Origin of the sequence: Sphingobium sp. MK2 (genome assembly GCF_040170545.1) — a bacterium.
Taxonomy (GTDB): Bacteria; Pseudomonadota; Alphaproteobacteria; order Sphingomonadales; family Sphingomonadaceae; genus Sphingobium.
This window is the reverse complement of sequence record NZ_JAZDXA010000002.1, coordinates 199,999-219,080: the sequence shown is the minus strand read 5'-3', so window position 1 is coordinate 219,080 and position 19,082 is coordinate 199,999. Positions and strand designations below refer to the sequence as shown.

Annotated in this window: 15 protein-coding genes; 11 read left to right on the top strand and 4 right to left on the bottom strand. The window is 60.2% G+C overall.

Annotation, left to right across the window (positions count from 1 at the left end; genetic code table 11):
- The 8 genes from V2I08_RS02440 to V2I08_RS02405 form a co-directional block, all read left to right on the top strand.
- Nucleotides 1-670: fumarylacetoacetate hydrolase family protein (locus V2I08_RS02440; RefSeq protein ID WP_349633754.1), on the top strand; the 670-nt coding region annotated here is incomplete at its 5' end.
- A gap of 43 nt (nucleotides 671-713) precedes the next feature.
- Complete coding sequence (locus V2I08_RS02435) at nucleotides 714-3,035, top strand: TonB-dependent receptor domain-containing protein (RefSeq protein ID WP_349633753.1); 2,322 nt, start codon at nucleotides 714-716, stop codon at nucleotides 3,033-3,035.
- Between the two features lie 80 nt (nucleotides 3,036-3,115).
- Nucleotides 3,116-4,102, top strand: a complete 987-nt coding sequence (locus V2I08_RS02430; RefSeq protein ID WP_349633752.1) for an MBL fold metallo-hydrolase — start codon at nucleotides 3,116-3,118, stop codon at nucleotides 4,100-4,102.
- Nucleotides 4,102-4,944, top strand: coding sequence for an alpha/beta hydrolase (locus V2I08_RS02425; protein WP_405053611.1), 843 nt, complete (start codon nucleotides 4,102-4,104; stop codon nucleotides 4,942-4,944). Before V2I08_RS02430 ends, V2I08_RS02425 begins: the two co-directional genes overlap by 1 nt.
- A gap of 17 nt (nucleotides 4,945-4,961) precedes the next feature.
- The gene (locus tag V2I08_RS02420) at nucleotides 4,962-6,278 is read left to right on the top strand and encodes a family 1 glycosylhydrolase (RefSeq protein WP_349633750.1); all 1,317 of its coding nucleotides are present in this window, start codon (nucleotides 4,962-4,964) and stop codon (nucleotides 6,276-6,278) included.
- Between the two features lie 9 nt (nucleotides 6,279-6,287).
- Entirely contained in the window at nucleotides 6,288-6,716 is a 429-nt protein-coding gene (locus V2I08_RS02415; protein WP_349633749.1) for a hypothetical protein, read from the top strand.
- Entirely contained in the window at nucleotides 6,713-7,642 is a 930-nt protein-coding gene (locus V2I08_RS02410) for an alpha/beta hydrolase (RefSeq protein WP_349633748.1), read from the top strand. Before V2I08_RS02415 ends, V2I08_RS02410 begins: the two co-directional genes overlap by 4 nt.
- 18 nt (nucleotides 7,643-7,660) lie before the next feature.
- Nucleotides 7,661-10,987: a glycosyl hydrolase gene (locus tag V2I08_RS02405; RefSeq protein WP_349633747.1), complete on the top strand. Its 3,327-nt coding sequence runs from the start codon at nucleotides 7,661-7,663 to the stop codon at nucleotides 10,985-10,987.
- A gap of 75 nt (nucleotides 10,988-11,062) precedes the next feature.
- On the opposite strand, the gene V2I08_RS02400 is transcribed toward V2I08_RS02405, so the two are convergent.
- From V2I08_RS02400 to V2I08_RS02385, 4 genes are all read right to left on the bottom strand, one after another.
- Complete coding sequence (locus V2I08_RS02400) at nucleotides 11,063-11,947, bottom strand: DUF2520 domain-containing protein (protein WP_349633746.1); 885 nt, start codon at nucleotides 11,945-11,947, stop codon at nucleotides 11,063-11,065.
- Nucleotides 11,948-12,010: 63 nt separating this feature from the next.
- A complete protein-coding gene (gene htpG, locus V2I08_RS02395) occupies nucleotides 12,011-13,897 on the bottom strand; it encodes a molecular chaperone HtpG (protein ID WP_349633745.1) in 1,887 nt (628 codons plus the stop codon).
- A 111-nt stretch (nucleotides 13,898-14,008) separates the two neighbouring features.
- Nucleotides 14,009-14,824 (bottom strand): transglutaminase family protein, encoded by an 816-nt coding sequence (locus V2I08_RS02390; RefSeq protein WP_349633744.1) that lies wholly within the window; start codon nucleotides 14,822-14,824, stop codon nucleotides 14,009-14,011.
- 6 nt (nucleotides 14,825-14,830) lie between these two features.
- On the bottom strand, nucleotides 14,831-15,769 hold the full coding sequence (locus tag V2I08_RS02385) for a transglutaminase family protein (protein WP_349633743.1): 939 nt from the start codon (nucleotides 15,767-15,769) through the stop codon (nucleotides 14,831-14,833).
- Between the two features lie 14 nt (nucleotides 15,770-15,783).
- Between V2I08_RS02385 and V2I08_RS02380 the strand changes: the two genes are divergently transcribed.
- The 3 genes from V2I08_RS02380 to V2I08_RS02370 all read left to right on the top strand — a co-directional run bounded on the left by V2I08_RS02380 (nucleotide 15,784) and on the right by V2I08_RS02370 (nucleotide 19,080).
- Complete coding sequence (locus tag V2I08_RS02380) at nucleotides 15,784-16,554, top strand: N-formylglutamate amidohydrolase (RefSeq protein ID WP_349633742.1); 771 nt, start codon at nucleotides 15,784-15,786, stop codon at nucleotides 16,552-16,554.
- An 88-nt stretch (nucleotides 16,555-16,642) separates the two neighbouring features.
- Nucleotides 16,643-17,455, top strand: a complete 813-nt coding sequence (locus tag V2I08_RS02375) for a DUF1206 domain-containing protein (RefSeq protein ID WP_349633741.1) — start codon at nucleotides 16,643-16,645, stop codon at nucleotides 17,453-17,455.
- A 116-nt stretch (nucleotides 17,456-17,571) separates the two neighbouring features.
- Nucleotides 17,572-19,080: an ATPase domain-containing protein gene (locus V2I08_RS02370; protein ID WP_349633740.1), complete on the top strand. Its 1,509-nt coding sequence runs from the start codon at nucleotides 17,572-17,574 to the stop codon at nucleotides 19,078-19,080.
- The last annotated feature ends 2 nt before the right edge of the window (nucleotides 19,081-19,082 follow it).

The following is a 19,082-nucleotide window of genomic DNA, read 5'->3' as shown; positions in this document are numbered from 1 at the left end:
CAAACTCGACCCTAGCAAAATCAAGTACTTACGATCTCGTGTTCACTGCGCGTTCCGCCAGCGCTGTCCAACTTGGGTCAAGGAAACCGGGCGCGAGCAGAAGGCCCATCCCGCCATCTTCGTGCGCTATGCCGACAGCCTGGTGGCCGATGGCCAACCGATGGTGAAGCCGACCGTGACCGAGCGCTTCGATTATGAAGGCGAACTGGCTATCATCATTGGCAAGCCGTGCCACAAGGTCGTCGCTGTCGATGCTATGGCCTACGTCGCAGGCTATAGCGCATTCAACGACGGCTCGGCACGCGACTGGCAACGCCACAATATCCAGTTCACACCGGGCAAGACGTTTCCCGGTACTGGCGGCTTCGGCCCCGCTCTGGTGACAGCAGACGAGATTGACGATCTAGGCGCGCTGCGGGTTCAGACTCGTCTCAACGGCGAATTGGTGCAGGATCAACCCGTGGCCGACATGATCTGGGATATCCCCACGGTCATCGAATATGTCAGCGCCTTCACACCGTTGGCACCTGGCGATGTCATCGCCACCGGCACGCCCGGCGGCGTCGGCGATAAGCGTACCCCGCCCCTTTACATGAACGCCGGGGACAAAGTGGAAGTTTCGATCGGCACGATCGGAACATTGACCAACCGTATCATCGACGAAGCATAACCAAACAATAGACGACCCAATGATAAGAAGGGGAGGAGTTACCATGCGTAAGTTCAATATCACCATCGCGGCGCTCGCCAGCGCGAGCGCTATGGCGCTGAGCGCACCGGCCATAGCGCAGGATTCTGCGCCGCAGGTGGCCGCCGACACCGCAGATGGAAGTGGAGCAGACATTGTTGTGACCGCAACACGTCGTTCCGAGCGCCTACAAGATGTTCCTCTCGCCGTATCCGCGATCGGCGGCGAACAGTTGGCTGAAAGCGGATTTCAGCGCCTTACTGATATTCAATACCAGTTTTCCGGTGTCCAGTTCGGGACATCGCCAAATGACAGCGGTTTTCGCCTTCGGGGCGTCGGAACTGCAGGCGGCTTTTCCAGCTCATCGGAGCAAAATGTCGGTACGGTAGTCGACAATGTCGTCATTCCTTTTGGCAATCCCATTAATAGCTTGGGCGATCTGGAACGGGTTGAAGTACTCAAGGGCCCGCAGGGCACTCAGTTTGGCAAGAATGCCTCGTCTGGCGTTGTTAACATCACCACCAAAAAGCCAACTTTTGACAGGATAGACGGAAAGCTTTTTGCTTCTTATGCCGAATTGAACGAAGTCAATGTCAACGGCAGTATCAATGTACCGCTCAATAGCAATAGCGCGCTTGGATTGTTCGGCTTTTTCCGTCGTAATGACGGTTTCCTGCACAATGTAACACTAGATAAGGCCTGGGGCGGTGAAAAAAGCTATGGCGCACGCGCCAAGCTATTGTTTGAACCGAGCGATGCGCTCAGCTTCTATCTGATCGCAGATTATTCCAAGATCGATCGTACCGGGCCTGGGCAATTGTGGAGTATTGCGCGTTTGCCAAGCTTTGCGAATCCGTTGATGGCTGCTCGCTTCGGTAATCTGCGATCGCTTGGCATTGTACCAGGCTTTGATAACAGCAAGTCGGCGGAAGAATATGAAAGCTATAGTAGCGAACAAAATTACGGTGCTTCACTGGAAATCAATCTTGCGCTGGGTGACTACAATCTAACCTCCATTACTGCGATACGGCGACTTGACGAGGGCGATCAGAGATTTGCGATCGACGGCAGCAGCGCGACCGTATTCACGGCCCAGCCGACAGGTGTAGACCAGAGTTTTCTGTCGCAGGAATTGCGCGTAACGTCCCCTGCCGGCAGTGCTTTGGAGTTTACGTCGGGCGTCTATGCCTCGCGCCGCAAGGTTGGCGACGATAACGACTTCAACCGCGCTCAGTTGCGCCCCGCCGCCCCGTTCAATCCTTTCATCGTCAACATTTCCAGCGGCCAGAGTAATACCCAAACACGTTCGGATTCGCTGGCAGCCTTTTTCGATGGCAAGTTCAACGTGAGCGAGCAGTTCGCCGTCATCGGTGGCCTACGCTATCAGTATGATTGGGTTGATTCATCTAGCTTCTCGATCATCGATCCCGCCTTCGCGCCAAACCCTCCGGGACCGCCGGTCGCGGGCCAAGTGAATTTCTACGCCCCTCGCGCGCTCACCACGGGTTCGACCAAGAAAGGTGACTGGTCCGGTCGTGTCGGCTTCCAATTCAAGCCAGACCGGGACTTGATGTTCTACGGCACGATTGCCCGTGGCTATTTGGGGCCAACGGTGACCTTTTCTGGTTTGACGGGGCAACGGGTCGAAGTAGCACCACAAACGGTGCGTGACATAACGTTCGGCGTAAAATCACAATTGTTCGATCGTGCCGTGACACTCAACGCTAACGTATTTTTCGATAAATATAATAATCTTCAGACCTCGGTTTTCAACGGTCTGGAGTTCCTGACTGAAAATGCCGGCGGTTTCGAAGCCAATGGTTTCGAGGTTGAAGGGTCGTGGCGAGTCACGCCTGAATTCTCCATCAATGGGTCGTTCACCTATTCTGACACTAAATTCACGGATTATGTCACCGCTTGTCCCGGTATCGTGAAAGCGGGATATAGTTGCTATCTTAGCGGAACGACCAGTCTGGTGCAGGCCGCAGGTGAACCTTTGTCGGGCGCACCAAAATATAGCGCTACTGCTGGAGCGGATGTGAGATTGCCGATCAACGACTATCTGACGTTCGATTGGTCAGCGAATTTCTACTATCGCAGCCGGGTGCAATATGCCGCTGCGACCGCATTTGCGGCACAACCTGGCTATGGGACGATTGGCCTGAATGCCGGCATTGGTGAGGCAGACGGCAGATGGCGGGTCGGGATGTTCGTCCGTAACCTTCTTGATCAGCGCTTTCATTCGGCGGTCATCACTCTGCCGTTCAGCGATCCAGGCGGTTATGTGAACTGGTTGACCCGTGAAGGACGTCGCACAATCGGCGTATCAGCGGAAATGAAGTTCTGATTTAGAGGGGCGGTCATTCGCACCGCCCCTTTTCCATGTAGAGAACGGTCTGCGCGCTCAATAAATACTGGAGTATCGTTATGTTCGTACTACGAACGATCGCATGGTCCGCAACTTTCGCACTGTTCCTGACGAGCGGAACGACATTGGCGGCGTCAATTTGCCCGGCATTGCGATGGACGACTTTGGGTACAGCGGGCGGCCCAGCCCCGACCACCGACCGTGCGGAACCTTCCAACTTGCTGGTGGCGGGGGACCAGGCAATCTTGGTGGATGCAGGTGATGGCACCGTCAATCAGCTTGCGCGTTCCGGGCAGGACATGCGGTTGATCCAGACGATATTCATCAGCCACCTTCATCTTGATCATAGCGGAGGGCTTGGCGCAGTTATCGGTCTGCGCTGGATGAACCAGTTTTCTGGCCAACTCACCGTGTATGGGCCGCCGGGTATTAAGGAAGTTGTAGATGGCATTGTCGCGTCCATGGGACCACCTGCCCGGATTGGATTCGGCCTTGGAGCGCTTCCTCCCGCGCCTACTCATTCTGTGCGCGCAGTTGAATTGCGCGGCGGGCAATCCGTTGATTTAGGCAAAGGTCTGATCGTCAGGGCGGCGGCTAACACCCATTTCGACCATGATGGCGCGGCTGACCAGGCGAATATTTCGCTCAGCTATCGTTTTGGGATCGGTAATCGCAGTATTACCTACACGGGCGATACGGGGCCGAGTGAGGCAGTTTCCACATTGGCGGCCGGTACTGACATGCTGGTCAGCGAGGTAATTGATCTCGACAGACTGTTGAACGACATTCGCCAGCGTCGTGTCGACACCTCTGCGGAGATGCTCGCATCAATGCAGAAGCACCTGTCAACTCATCATCTTCTTCCGTCGGACATTGGGTTGATGGCTGGAACAGCTAAGGTGAAAAGGGTTGTATTGACCCACTACGCCGTTCCTGGCTCGCTGAAAGATTCCGAACCAATGCTTCGCGGCGGGATCGCCAAAGCATATGGTGGTCCGGTAGATCTTGCGCTTGATCTTTCCAGTTTTGACGTAGGTTGCCAGTGATGCAGGTCGCTGTCGCTGCTATAGGGACAGGCCTTGGCCCTGACGTCTTGGCGCAATGCCGCGCGCTGTTCGACGCTGAACAGTCCGCCCTTCAGGTGGCTGTTCCGGTCACGCAGGGCGACATTGCCTATGGTCCGCATGAGCGGCACCGGCTGGATATCTACGCGCCGGTGGACATCATCGGCCCCGCGCCGGTATTGGTCTTCGTCCATGGCGGTGGCTTTTTGAAGGGCGACAAGGGCGGCGCGGATGCCTGGCCCAACGCCAATGTCGGGCGGATGGCGGCACAGGCGGGATTTGTCGGCGTGGTCATCAACTACCGGCTGGCCCCTGACCATATGTGGCCCGCAGGCGCGCAGGATGTCGCGGCGGTCGTTGCCTGGCTGAAAGCGAATGCTGCGCAGCATGGCGGCGATCCCGACCGTATCGTGTTGGCGGGGACGTCCGCCGGAGCAGCTCATGTTGCGGGCTATCTGAAACTGGCGGGGGACGCGAATATAAGCGGCGCAGTGCTGCTGTCGGGCCTCTATGGCTACACGCCGCTGGATGAACGGGATCTGGCTTATTATGGCGACGCGGCGCTCTATCCCGACCGGATGCCGATGGAGGCCGTGGCCGCGACTAGGCGGCCGCTGCTCGTTGCCTGCGCGCAATATGATCCGCCCCGGTTTCAGGCGGAGTTTCTGGGACTGATGCAGGACCGCCTGGCACGGCACGGCACCTTACCGCGCGCGGTCATCATGACGGGGCATAATCATTACACGATGCCGATGCATCTTGGCACCGCCGACCGGCGGCTGGCTGACGAGATATGCGCCTTCGTGCGCGACATAAGCAGTTGAATATAGGAGATGATGTGATGCTTGATCGCAGGACGATGCTGGCAGCCGGAATGGCGGCGGTCGGCACAATGGCCGCGCCAGCGATTGCCGCGCGCAAGGCAGCGGCTAACCTCGCTTTCCCCAAGGATTTTCTGTGGGGCGTGGCGACCGCGCCGCATCAGATAGAGGGTAATAATGTCGCCAGTGACCTGTGGTTTCTGGAAAATCAGCAGCCGACCATTTTTACCGAGCCTTCGCGCGATGCGTCCAACAGTTTTGCGCTGTGGGAAACCGACCTCGACATCGTCAAGAATCTGGGCCTGACCTGCTATCGCTTCGGCATCGAATGGGCCCGGATCGAGCCGGAAAAGGGCTTGTTCAGCCAGGCGATGCTTGACCATTATAAAGCGGTGATCGAAGGCTGCCGGGCGCGCGGGCTGGCCCCGGTGGTGACGATGAGCCACTTCACCGCGCCACGCTGGTTCAGTGCGCAGGGTGGCTGGACCAACCCGGAAAGCGCGGAATTGTTCGCGCGCTATTGCGACCGGGCGATGCGGGCGCTGGGCGAGGGCATCCATAGCGTCATCACCTTTAACGAACCCAATATCCTGTTATTGCTCAAACCCATGTTGCCGCCGCAGGTGTGGGACATCCAGAAATTGACGCTGGAAACAGCAGCGAAGCGGTTGGGCGTGCCGAAATTCGTGTCCGCTAATGTCGCGGGGGTAGAAGATCTGCCTGCGCTGCAAAAGGGAATGCTCGCTGCGCACAAAGCTGGCAAAGCCGCGATCAAGGCGGTGCGCGCCGACCTGCCCGTCGGCTTTTCGCTCGCGATGATGGATGATCAGGCCGTAGGCAAAAACAGCATCCGTGACGCGATGCGGCAGGAATTTTATGGCGCATGGCTGGAAGTTGCCAAGACCGACGATTTCCTGGGCGTACAAAATTATGAGCGCGCGCTATGGACGGACAAGGACAGGCTACCCGCGCCCAAGGGATCAATCGTCAACTGGGGCGGCACGGAAGTATGGGCACCCTCGCTGGCGGGTGCGGTGCGCTATGCACATCAGGCGACAGGTGTGCCGATCCTGGTGTCCGAACACGGCGTTGGCACCACCGACGACAGCGTCCGTCAGGCGTTCATCCCGGCCGCGCTTGCTGACTTGAAAAAGGCGATCGACGATGGCGTGCCTGTGCAGGGCTATTGCCACTGGTCGCTGCTTGACAATTTCGAATGGATCTTCGGCTATAAACCGAAATTCGGCCTGCACAGCGTCGATCCGGTTACGTTCGCAAGGGTGGCCAAGCCCAGCGCGGCGGTCTATGGCGCGATCGCGCGCCGCAACGCGCTGTAGGCACCAGCCATGACGACCCCTATTATATCTATCCGGCGTGAGGCAGGCGTAAGTTTTGGCATCAATGCGGTGCTGAGCCTTGCCTTCTTTCTGGCGGTGTTCGGCGTAGCGGTCCGTCCGCTGGGGTGGACGGCACCCGATGCGCTGGCGCTGGATTTCGTGCCGCAGAGCATTGCGGTGTCGCTCATGAGTGCGCTGATCCCAGCCCTCATAGCGCGCAGCCGATTATCGCTGGCTCTGCCGGTCCGGGTCATCGCCTTGCGGGCGTTCGGTTGTGCGCTGGCTGGCGGTGCCTTGGGCGTCGGACTTGCCGTTGCGACGACGCAGGCGGACCTTCGCGCCATAGGCTGGGGCGCTGCGCTGGGCCTGAAACTGCTTTATGGCGGTATACTTGGTGCCTTGATAACAAGCATGATGTTAAAGAGGATGACCCGATGAAATTGCGTGCCTTGGCTTTGGCACTGGCCATCGCGACGCCTGTTCTGGCACAGCCCGGCGTCGAGATAGACAACGTGCCAGCGCCCGACCAGAGCGCTGCGATCCTGCTCTATCCCGACCAGCCAGCGGGCAAGATGAGGCAGGATGAGCAATGGTCGCGGATGCTGGTGACGATCGGCACCAACGTCATGGACAATGTGATCGTCCGCAATGTCGTGCGGCCGACCATCACTCCCTATCTGCCCGATCCTGCCAAGGCGACGGGCGCTGCGGTCATCGTCGCGCCGGGTGGTGCTTTCCTGTCGTTATCGATGACGGGGGAAGGAAGCGATGTTGCACGCTGGCTGGCCGATCATGGCGTCGCCGCTTTCGTCCTGAAATATCGGTTGAACGAAACGCCGCGCGATGACCGGGCATTTCTGAGCATGATGGGGGCGCGTTTCGCCGACGCAGCCAAGCCCGGCGCGGTCCGCACGATCGAAGAACCCCGCGCGACACAGGATGCGCTGGCGGCACTTGCGATCGTGCGCAGCCGCGCGGCAAGCTATGGTATCGACCCGTCCCGCACGGGGATGATTGGATTCTCAGCGGGGGCAGTGACGACGCTGAACGCAACGTTGAAAGGCAAAGGCGATCAGCGACCTGCCTTCATCGGCTATATCTATGGCCCTATGACCGAGGTAGCTGTGCCCGCCGATGCGCCACCAATGTTCAGTGCCATCGCCATGGACGATGGTCTGTTCAAGCGGCAGGGCTTCGCTATCATCGAAGCATGGCGTCAGGCTGGCCGCCCTGTCGAACTACACGCCTATGAACGGGGCGATCATGGTTTTGGTGCGGGCAAGCCGGGCACCACGACAATGGGCCTGATGCCGCAATTTCTTACCTGGATGGAGACACGCGGCCTTCTGTCCGCGCCCAAATAACAGTAGCAGCATAGCCCGATGTCCAAATCTCTTCGTCTGGCAGCCCTGCTGGCCTGTGCCGCTTTCGCGTCGCCATCGCTGGCCGACGATCTGGCCGACGGGTTCATCAATCCGCCCCAGTCAGCGCGCCCGCGCGTTTGGTGGCATTGGATGAACGGCAATGTGACGAAGGACGGGATCACCAAGGATCTCGACTGGATGGCGCGGATGGGTATTGGCGGGGTTCAGAATTTCGACGCCAATCTGATGACGCCCCAAATCGTACCGGACAGGCTGACCTATATGACCGAAGGGTGGAAGGATGCCTTCCGCCATGCGGTAAAGACGGCGGATGCCAAAGGGCTGGAATTCGCCATCGCCGCGTCGCCGGGCTGGAGCGAAACAGGCGGGCCGTGGGTAGAACCGCAAGATGGCATGAAGAAGCTGGTCTGGGCGCAAGCGGACCTGCGCGGAGGGCAGCGGGTCAAGGGCGCGCTGCCCATGCCGCCATCGGTCATAGGCCCGTTCCAGAGCGGAAAATCGCATGAGGCGCAGGACGGCTTTCTGGCTAAGGGCAAACAGCTTGATCCGCTCTATCGCGACGCGCGAGTGCTCGCCTATCCGATGAAGGGCGCGGCCCTGCCGCATCCCACGGCCGCGCAGAGGGACGGCAAGCCGGTGGCGCTGGACGCTTTGATCGACGCGGATATGGAAAGCACAGTCATGCTGTCGGTCGGCACCGATGCGCAACCCGACGTGCTGCTGCTGGATTATGGCAAGCCCGTCACGGTGCGCAGCGCAACGCTCTATATTCCCAACGCCAAGCCACCCTTCCGCGACCCGTTGTATCAGCCGGTGCTGCAAGTCGAGCAGGATGGCGAGTGGCGTCGATTGGGCGATTTTCCGCTGGCGGAAGCCAGTACGACGATCGGTTTCGATGCGGTGATGGCGCGCCGTTTCCGTCTGGTAATGGCGCTCAACAGCGGGCCGAAATCCCCTGCGCTGGAAGATGGCGCGCCGGGTGCGATCCAGATCGACATCTTCGCGCAACCCAAGACGCCGACATTGGCGATCGGCGACTTCCGCTTGCATAGCGACGCGAAATTGGATCGGTTCGAGGCGAAGGCAGGCTATACTATCCTGCCCGATTATGGTGTGTTGAAGCCGGTGGGCAATGGCGATGCGATCAATCCCGCCAAAGTCATCGACCTGACCGACAAACTGCGTCCTGACGGCACCTTGGACTGGACCGCTCCTGCAGGCAGTGACTGGCGAATTGTGCGGATGGGCTGGTCACTGACCGGCAAGACCAATCACCCCGCCACGCCCGAAGCAACGGGGCTGGAAGTCGATAAATATGACGCCGCCGCCGTGCGCCGTTACCTGGAAACCTATCTCGGCATGTATCGAGATACGGTGGGTACGGAATGGATCGGCAAGAAGGGCATCCGTGCGCTGCTCACCGACAGTATCGAGGTTGGCGCAGCGAACTGGACCCCGCGCATGGTCGAGGAATTCAGGACGCGCCGCGGTTATGACCCGGTACCATTTCTGCCTGCACTGACCGGAGCCGTGGTCGGATCGCCCGCGCGCAGCGACGCTTTCCTCTATGATTTCCGCCAGACGCTGGCCGACCTGATGGCCGATGCCCATTATGGCACGGTGGCCAAGGTTGCGCACGAACATGGCCTGACCGTCTATGGCGAAGCGCTCGAAAATGGTCGGCCGGTACTAGGCGACGATCTGGCGATGCGTGCCCATGCCGACGTGCCGATGGCGGCGCTGTGGACGTTCAACCGGGGCGGCAAGCCGCGCCCGACGTTGATCGGTGACATGAAGGGCGCGGCATCGGTCGCGCATATCTATGGCCAGAATATCGTGTCGGCCGAAAGCATGACATCAGCCTTTGCGCCTTGGGCATTCGCGCCATCGGACCTGAAGCGCATCATCGACCTGGAATTCGCGTCAGGGATCAACCGGCCGATCGTCCACACCTCCGTCCATCAGCCAGTGGATGACAAGGTGCCGGGCCTCAGCCTCATGATCTTCGGCCAATATTTCAACCGGCATGAAAGTTGGGCGGAGATGGCCAAGCCCTGGGTCGATTATATGGCGCGCACCGGATATTTGCTCCAGCAGGGCCGCGACAGCGCGGATATCGCCTATTTCTATGGCGAGGATCAGCCGATCACGTCGCTGTTTGAACATGGCGTGCCGGTCGACTTGCCGACGCGCTACGCCTATGACTTCGTCAATGCCGATATTCTGGCAAAGCAACTGACCGTCGAGGATGGTGAACTGGTTGCCAGGAGCGGCGCTCGCTATCGGGCTTTATATCTGGGCGCGTCGAGCAAGGTGATGACCTTGCCTACATTGCGCAGGATTGCCGCTCTGGTCGATGAAGGCGCGACGGTGATTGGCATGGCACCGCAGCGCGCGCCAGGGCTGTTGGACGATGCATCGGCGTTTAAGGCACTGGCCGACCGGCTGTGGGGCGGATCGCTGAACGCCAAGGGGTGTGTGATCGCCAATACCGATGTCGAGGCGGCATTGGCAGAAATCGGTGTCGGCCCGGATTTCCGCATCACGGCTGGCGCGGCGGATACCGACTATCGTTTCGTCCATCGCAAGCTGGCTGATGGCGACCTCTATTTCGTCAACAACCGTACAGACAAGGCAGTCCATATAGAGGCACGATTCCGCGTGACGGGCAAGCAGCCAGAAATCTGGCGCGCGATCGACGGCAGCGTTACCCCTGTCGCGTACAATATTGAGAACAGCGAAACTGTAATCCCGCTTGACGTAGGAGCGGAGGACGCCTTCTTCATCTTATTCCGCAAGCCAGCGACCGGCAAAACCATGATCCTGCCAGCAAAGGCGCAGCTCACGATTGCAACCCTCAGTCGTCCATGGAGCGTCAGCTTCCAGTCGGGCCGCGGTGCCCCGGAACGGCTTGAAATGGCAACCCTTGCACCGTTGGAAACAAGCAACGACAAGGGTGTCAAATATTTCTCTGGCATCGCCACCTATAGGACGGACTTCACCTTGCCTCAGGGCGCGAAGTCCGGTGCGCCACTGTGGCTGGATCTTGGAAAAGTGGGCGACGTCGCGGAGGTAAGGGTCAATGGACAGTCGGCTGGTACCGTCTGGTTCACACCGCATCGCGTCGACATTCGTAAGCTGATCAAGTCAGGCGAGAACCGATTGGAAGTGAAGGTCGCCAATCTATGGGTCAATCGGCTGATCGGCGATCAGCAGCCCGGTGTGCAGAAGATAACCTTCACCGCCGCACCAACCTATCGACCAGAGGCACCGTTGCGTTTGTCGGGCTTGATCGGGCCGGTTACGCTATCGTCGGAACATTAGCGCTCAATAATAAGGGGTGACGGACTGTTATTGACCAGCCAAATCAAGCTATTGAGCCCCAAATGATCGTCGTTCCTATTCCATACTCGCCTGAAACAGAGTGAACGTGAACGACTGCCCTTCTCCATGCAGTCTGCCGAGTTGGCCAAGGGTCGCCAGCGCCATTGCTCGATAAGGGGGCATGAGTGTTGGGCAATGTTGTTCCAGCGCCGAAAGATGTTCGGCGATCGTTTCGTCGTCGCCGCGGAGTAAGGGACCAGACAGGCCAGAAATACCGCGATCAAGGCTTGCTTCCAGCGCGGCACGCACCAGAGGGGCCAGTAGTGTCGATGGTTCGGCGACGCCGGCGGCGGCTAGTGCCTGGCAGGAACCGGCGATCAGCGTGACCAGATGGTTGGCACCGTGGCACAAAGCGGCGTGATACAGCGCTCGCTGTGCCTCTTCTATGGGAACTATGATGCCGCCCAGCAAGGCCACGACCTCTTGCGCTGCGGCGCTTGCCTGCTCGGTCGACCCGGTGACGGCGAAGCGGGCATCGACCATATGTTTGACTTCGTTCGTCGGATTGCCGGTGAAGGTCATGGCGGGATGGATTGCGGCCGTCATCGACGATGCGCTGCGCAGTGGGTCCAATATGGCCGCGCCGCTACGCCCGCTAACGTGGAAAATGAAGCGCGGTCGGTCGGTGGGTTCGGTTTGTGCCAGTGCAGCGACGACGTGCGCCAAGGCATCGTCCGCGACGGCGAGCATGATGAGATCGCAGTCGTGCGCGATCTGGGCCATATCTTCGGCCGTCTGTGCCCGTCCGATGACGGCGACAGCCTCGGCGCATTTCGTGGGGTTCCGGCCCCAGATCAGGAGCGGGTCGTTGGATTGGGCGGCGATCGCACGGCCGATGGCGGACGCGACCCGGCCTGTGCCGATAATGCCGATCCGGCGGTAGGGCGATGTGCTGACCATGATTACCACCCTACCCCAGCGAGGATGACCCGTCATCGCATGGATGACGGGTCAACACCGTTTTCAGCCGACTGCGCGGCTCATCAGCCGGTCGAGCCGATCCGAAAAGGCGCGCGCGTCGGTTGGCTGTTCGCCATCGGCGATGCGGGCCTGGTCGAGCAGCAAATGGGCGAGGTCGGACTTGAGACCATCCGCATCGTCGCTCGTCGCGAGTTTCTGGATCAGGGCATGGCGCGGATTAATCTCCAGCACGGGGAGCGCCGCCGTCGGGAGCTGGCCTGCGCTGGCGAGCAGCTTTTCCAATTGCCGGTCTATGCCGCTTTCGGGCGCGACCAGGCATACAGCGCTGGTCGTCAGCCGGTCCGACGCGCGCACATCGGAAATCGCGTCGGCCAGGGTCGTCTTGGCGAAGGCGAGGAAGTCGGCGACGGCTGCATTTTCCGGCTCGGTCGGCTTGTCCGCGCCTTCGACCAGCGGGATCAGGCCCAGGTCCGCGCCGCCCTGTGTCACCGACTTGAAGGGCTTGCCTTCATAATCGACGCCCATGGTGGTCCAGAAATTATCGACTTGATCGGGCAGCAATAGCACTTCGATGCCGCGCGCGCGGAAGCCTTCGAGTTGTGGCGACGTGGACAGCCGGTCAAGGTCGCTGCCGGTCGCATAATAGATGGCGGTCTGGTTCTCTTTAAGCTGCGCGACATAGTCTTTGAGCGAGCGCCAGCCCTCCCCCGATGTCGTGCTTTTGAAGCGGGCGAGGCCAAGCAGCGCCTCACGCCGTTCGAAATCCTCGTACAGCCCTTCCTTGAGGACGGGGCCGAAATTCTCCCAGATGCGCTGATAGGCCTCCGCATCATTGTCTGCCAGCTTCTGCAAGTCGCCGAGCAGACGGCCGGTCACGCCTTTCTGGATGGCGCCCAGCACCGGGCTGTCCTGAATCATCTCGCGCGACATGTTAAGCGGCAGGTCGGCGGAGTCCACCAGCCCGCGCACGAAGCGCAGATAGCGGGGCAGGATCGGTGCTTCGTCGGTGATGAAGACGCGACGGACATAGAGTTTGATATGCCCCTTGCGATCCGGGTCGAACAGGTCGAACGGCTTGGTTTCGGGGATGAAGGTCAGGACCGAATATTCATAGCGGCCTTCGGCGCGATAATGGACCGTGTGCGCGGGCTTGTCATATTGGCCGGCGACGCTGCGATAAAAGTCGGCATAATCCTCTTCGCTGATGTCCGACTTGGGCTTGAGCCACAATGCCGCGCCATCGGCGATGTCGACGCCGTCGGCATCGGGCTTTTCGAACAGCATGATCGGGACCGGGACGTGGCCCGACTGCGCCTTGATGATGCGCTCGACCGTATAGCGTTCGGCATAGGATTTGGCGTCTTCCATCAGGTGCAGGACGACGCGGGTGCCGCGCGTGGGAGCGTCGGCCAAATCGACCGGGGCAATGGTGTAAGTGCCCTGCCCGTCCGAGGTCCAACTGGCGGCCTCATCCGATCCGGCGCGGCGCGAAAACACCTCGACCTGGCTGGCGACCATGAAGGCGGAATAGAAGCCGACGCCAAACTGGCCGATCAGTTGCGAGCCTTCCTTGCCAGCTTCGGCGGCGAGGCGTTCCATGAACGCCTTGGTGCCCGACCGAGCGATCGTGCCCAGCGTCTCGCCCATTTCGGCGGCAGTCATGCCGATGCCATTATCTTCGATCGTCAGGCGGTTCTGGTCGACGTCCAGCAGAACGCGGATGCGCGGTTGCGGGTCATCGCCCAGCAGATAGGGCGTAGCGATGCCTTCATAGCGCAGCTTCTCGCATGCATCGGCGGCGTTGGAAATGAGTTCGCGCAAGAAGACGTCACGGTCGGAATAGACCGAATGCACCATCATGCGCAGCAGCTTCGAAACATCCGCTTCGAAAGCATGGGTTTCGGGCGCGGTAGCGGTTTCAGTCGTCATGGCAGGTTTACCCTTTGAATGCGTCAACGGCGCGGCAAATGGCGGCTCGTCGTGCATTTTGCAAGATCGATGCTCGGCCTTTCATGACGAGGAACGGGGTGGCGTGGCCCCTTACTCTATCGAATGCACTTCATCGGTATGGACGTCGAACCGCACCAGATTGGCAGGGCCGAACGCGGTGGTCAGGGCGACGTCGGTCGCATCGCGTCCCCGCGCCATGAGGATGCGGCCGATGCGGGGGCGGTTGTGACGGGCGTCATAGGTGTACCAGTTGCCGTCGATATAGACATCGAACCAGGCGCTGAAGTCCATCGGCGCATCGACCGGCGGGATGCCGATATCACCCAGATAGCCGGTGCAGTAGCGCGCCGGGATGTTCATGCAGCGGCACAGGGTGATGGCGAGATGGGCGAAGTCGCGACACACGCCGCGCCGTTCCTGATAGCCGTTCCAGGCGGTCTTGTCCGACCGGGCATAATGATAGCCGAACTCGATATGGTTGTGGACGAAATCGACGATCGCATCGACCCGGTCGCGGGCCAAGGCATAATGGGCGAAATTGCCCCAGGCGACGTCCATCAGCCGATCTGTTTCGCAATAGCGGCTGCCGAGCAGGAAGGGCATCACCGCGTCGGGCAGATCCTCGACCGGAATTTGCGGGCCATCGGGCGCGCGGACGTCCGGCTCGCCATTATCCTCGATCACGAAATCGCAGGACAGGGTCACGCCGCCGGGCGGGATGGCGAAGCGGGTCGCAACATTGCCGAACCCGTCTTCGAACTGATAAAGCGGAATGTCGGGGCTGGCCATCAGCCGCTGAGGCGTGCGCAGATCCTGATGCCGCGAGGGATGCACGCTCAGCAGCGCGACCATCGCGGTCTTCGCATCGGTATTGAAGGCAATATCATATCCGCAGCGGATCAGCATGGACGGTTACTTTCCTGAAGCGCCGATATGTCGGCTGTTGATGGCACCATGGGTGGTCGAGGGGAACAGGCTGGGGTCGGCGCGCAGCACGTCGACCGACACATCCATGTTCAGGAAGCTGCCGGGCGGGCCGAACCATGTGCCCGACAGGGGCAGCGCCTGATAGGGATCGCGCGCGACGGCGACGCGGATGAGGCCGCGATTGCCGATGATGCCGTTGGTGGGATCAAATTCGACCCAGCCTGAACCGGGCAGGAAGATGCGGACCCAGGCATGGGTGTTGCCGCCGCCCACCACATCTTCGGATCGGGAAGGATTATACACATAACCGGAAACGAACCGCGCGGCGAAACCCAGCGCGCGCACCGCTTCGATCATCAAGACGGCAAAGTCGCGACAGGTGCCCTGGCGCAGCTTGAGCGTTTCTATGGGCGACTGGGTGCCCTTTTCATGGCGCGGGACATAGGTGAACTCGCGCTGTATGCCCGTGGCGATCTCCGTCAGCAGCGCGATTGTGCTGGTATTGCCATGATTGCTGACGAAGCTGCGCGCCCAATTGTCGACGATGCGTTCGGGATCATGATATTCCCGTTCGATCGATCGGAGCAGGTCGGGCATGTCTTCCGACGAATAGGTGAAGGGAAAGAGGCGGGCATAGGGTTCGACGTCCACTTGCTTCTGCGCGAGCGGTGCATGATCCAATGTGGCTTCGCTATTGATGACCAGTTGCGCGGCGCGCGCCTTGAACGTGGCGATGGCGACCGAATTGCCGAAGACGTCATGCAGCCAGCGCAACTCGCTCGGCGCAGGATCGATGTCGAGGCGCGCCGACAGCAAGCGCTGGTCAAATGCCTCGCGAGGGCGCATCATGATGCGATGTTCACCCAGGGATACCGGCTGCTGATAGTGATACGTCGTACTGTGTCGGATGGTGAGCAACGGCATAGGGTCATATCCTGATGGCCGGGCGCACGGCAGAAAATCTGTTGGGTCCGGGCGATCCGTTGCCGTTCGCGCTGTTCAACGCAGAAGGCGGCTCCCCGTTCCTGCTGATCGGCGATCATGCGGGGGCGGCGATTCCGGTGGCTCTGCGCGATATGGGATTGAGCGCGGCTGATCGAGCGCGCCACATCGCCGTCGATATCGGGGTTTACGGGCTGGGCCATGCGCTGGCGCGGCGGCTGGACGCGCCGTTCCTGCATCAGATCTATTCGCGTCTGGTCATCGATTGCAATCGTGACCCAATGCATCCCGGCGCAATACCCGCCCTATCCGATGGCACCGTGATTGACGGCAATGCCGACTTGGATATGGCGGAGAAGGCAGAGCGGGTGAGAGCGATCCATCGACCATATCATCAGGCGATGGCGGACCTGATCGCGGCCCGGACGACCGCCGGACGCAAGACGATCCTGTTGTCGTTGCACAGTTTTACCCCGGTGCTGAACGGTGATGTGCGTCCCTGGGATATCGGCATGTTATATTGGCAGGGGCGTACGGATTTCGCGCTGTCGATGCTCGACCAATTGCGGTCGATTGCGGGTGTCGTCGTCGGCGACAATGAACCTTATGCGATGGATGCCACCGACTATACGGTGCCATTGCACGCCTTTCCCAACGGGTTGCGCTATGCGGAAATCGAGGTGCGGCAAGACCTGATCCGGGACGCCGGGGGGCAGGCGCTATGGGCCGGGCACATTGCCCGCGCCGCACAGGGGGCCATCGCTTAGCGTTTCACTGATCATGCCCGGTTATGGAAAAAGATTCCAAGGGAACGTCCGCACTTACCGCGCATTAGCCTCCCCGACAGGAGGCCTCATGACTTATAGTGACCGTATGACCCTATTCGCGCGCATTGGCTTTGCGGCGCGCGGGCTCGTCTATATCCTGATCGGCTGGTTCGCACTGGACGTCGCGTCGACCGGCGGCGAGGTGAAGGATAATCAGGGTGCGTTAGGCAGCATGGTCGATGCGCCGCTGGGCCATGTGCTGCTGGCCATTTGCGCGCTGGGGTTTGCCGGTTACGCCATATGGCGACTGACCGAAGCGGCGATGGACCCGGAAAATTGCAGCCGGACGCTCAAGGGCAAATTCAAGCGGGTGGGCTATGCCATGAGCGGCATTTCCCATGTCATCCTGGCGGTCGCCGCAGCGCGCCTGGCCTTGCGCCAGACATCGGCGCAGCAAGGCAGTCCCGGCGACGCGAGCGCTGAAAGCTGGTCCGCCTGGGTCTTGTCACAGCCGGGCGGCGTGTTCCTTCTGGTACTGGTCGGCCTCATTCTCTTTGCCGTTGCCGCGACGCAGGCGATCAAAGCCTATAAGGCGGAGTTCCACGAGCTGGATGGCCATACCCCCGCCCCCGATTATGTGCGCTGGATCGGACGGTGTGGTTATGCCGCGCGCGCATTGATATTCGCGCTCATCGGCTGGTTCATCATTTCGGCCGCGCTGAACCATGATCCCGATCAGGCGGGTGGGCTGGGCGAAGCGCTCAAACAGTTGCGGGCGCAGGAAGAAGGCACCATCATTTTGAGCGTCGTGGCCTTTGGCCTGGGGCTGTTCGGAGTCTTCAGCCTCATCGAAGCACGCTATCGCCGGATGCGCGTCGCCAAGCCGGATTTCCTGCGATGAAAAGCGCGATTTTGGCCCACGCCCGGTCATGTGAACAGCCGTTCATGGACCAAAATCGGGATCAAATCGTTTCTGAAACAACCGGCTCCTAGTGAGCGCAAGAGTTTGAGGACGATATGACGGAACTGGCCACCGATGACCGCAAGGTGACGATTTCCACTGGCATTGCGGACCTGGACAATATTTTGGGCGGCGGCCTGACGGCCAATCGCGCCTATCTGCTGGAAGGAACGCCCGGCAGCGGCAAGACCACGATCGCCCTGCAATTCCTGCTGGAAGGCGCACGCCAGGGAGAGCGCGGCCTTTACATCACCCTGTCGGAAACGTCGGCGGAGTTGAAGGAAGTCGCGCGCAGCCATAATTGGGTGCTGGACGATATCGACCTGTTCGAACTGGTCAGCGGCGAAGGGCTGGACCCCGATGCGGAGCAATCCATCCTGGAGCCGTCCGAGGTGGAATTGGGCGAGACGATCAAAGGCGTGATGGAGTGCGTCGATCGCATCCGGCCGGTCCGGGTGGTGTTCGATAGCCTGTCGGAAATGCGGTTGCTGGCGCAAAATTCGCTGCGTTATCGCCGCCAGATATTGGCACTGAAGCAATATTTCTCGCAGCGCCATTGCACGGTGCTGATGCTCGATGATCGCAGTTCTGATCCCAACGACCTGCAGTTGCACAGCATCGCCCATGGCGTCATCACGCTGGAACAGGCGGCGCAGGATTATGGCACCGAACGCCGCCGTCTGCGCGTCGTGAAGATGCGCGGCGTGAAATATCGCGGTGGCTATCATGACTTCGTGATCGAAACCGGCGGCGTGGCCGTGTTTCCGCGTCTGGTCGCGAATGAACATCATGGCGACTATGTCGCGCATCTGGTGTCCACAGGGTTGGAGCGCATGGACCAAATGCTGGGTGGCGGCATTTCGGTAGGCACCAATTTGCTGTTCAACGGGCCTTCGGGCGTAGGCAAGACGACGACCGCGGTGCAGTTTGGCCTGAGCGCCATCGCGCGCGGCGAAAAGGCGGCCTATTTCCTGTTCGATGAAGGACGGCCGACGATGATCACCCGTGCCCGCGCGATGGGCATGGATTTGCAGCCGCATCTCGACAGCGGCGCGCTGACCGTCACGCAGATCGACCCCGCGGAAATGTCGCCGGGCGAATTTGCGAGTTGGGTCCGCCGCGCGGTGGAAGAGGATGGCGTGCGCTTCGTCGTCATCGACAGCCTCAACGCCTTTTTGCAGGCCATGCCCGGCGAGAAATATCTGGTGCTGCAGATGCACGAGATGTTGAGCTATCTGAACCAGCAGGGCGTCATCACCGTCCTCATATTGGGGCAGCATGGTATTATCGGTGAGGTCCGGTCCGATGTTGACCTGAGCTATCTGTCCGACACGATCGTCCTCTTCCGCTACTTCGAGGCGAAGGGGGAAATGCTTAAGGCGGTATCGGTCGTGAAGAGCCGCACCACGCCGCACGAGGCGACCATCAGGGAATATCGCCTGGGTCGCAACGGCATTACAGTGGGCGAGCCGCTCAAGGATTTCGACGGCGTTCTGACGGGCGTGCCCACCTATAGCGGCAAGACGCCCTTGCTGGCAGCAGAGCCGGCGGCGAGCGAGACATAAGG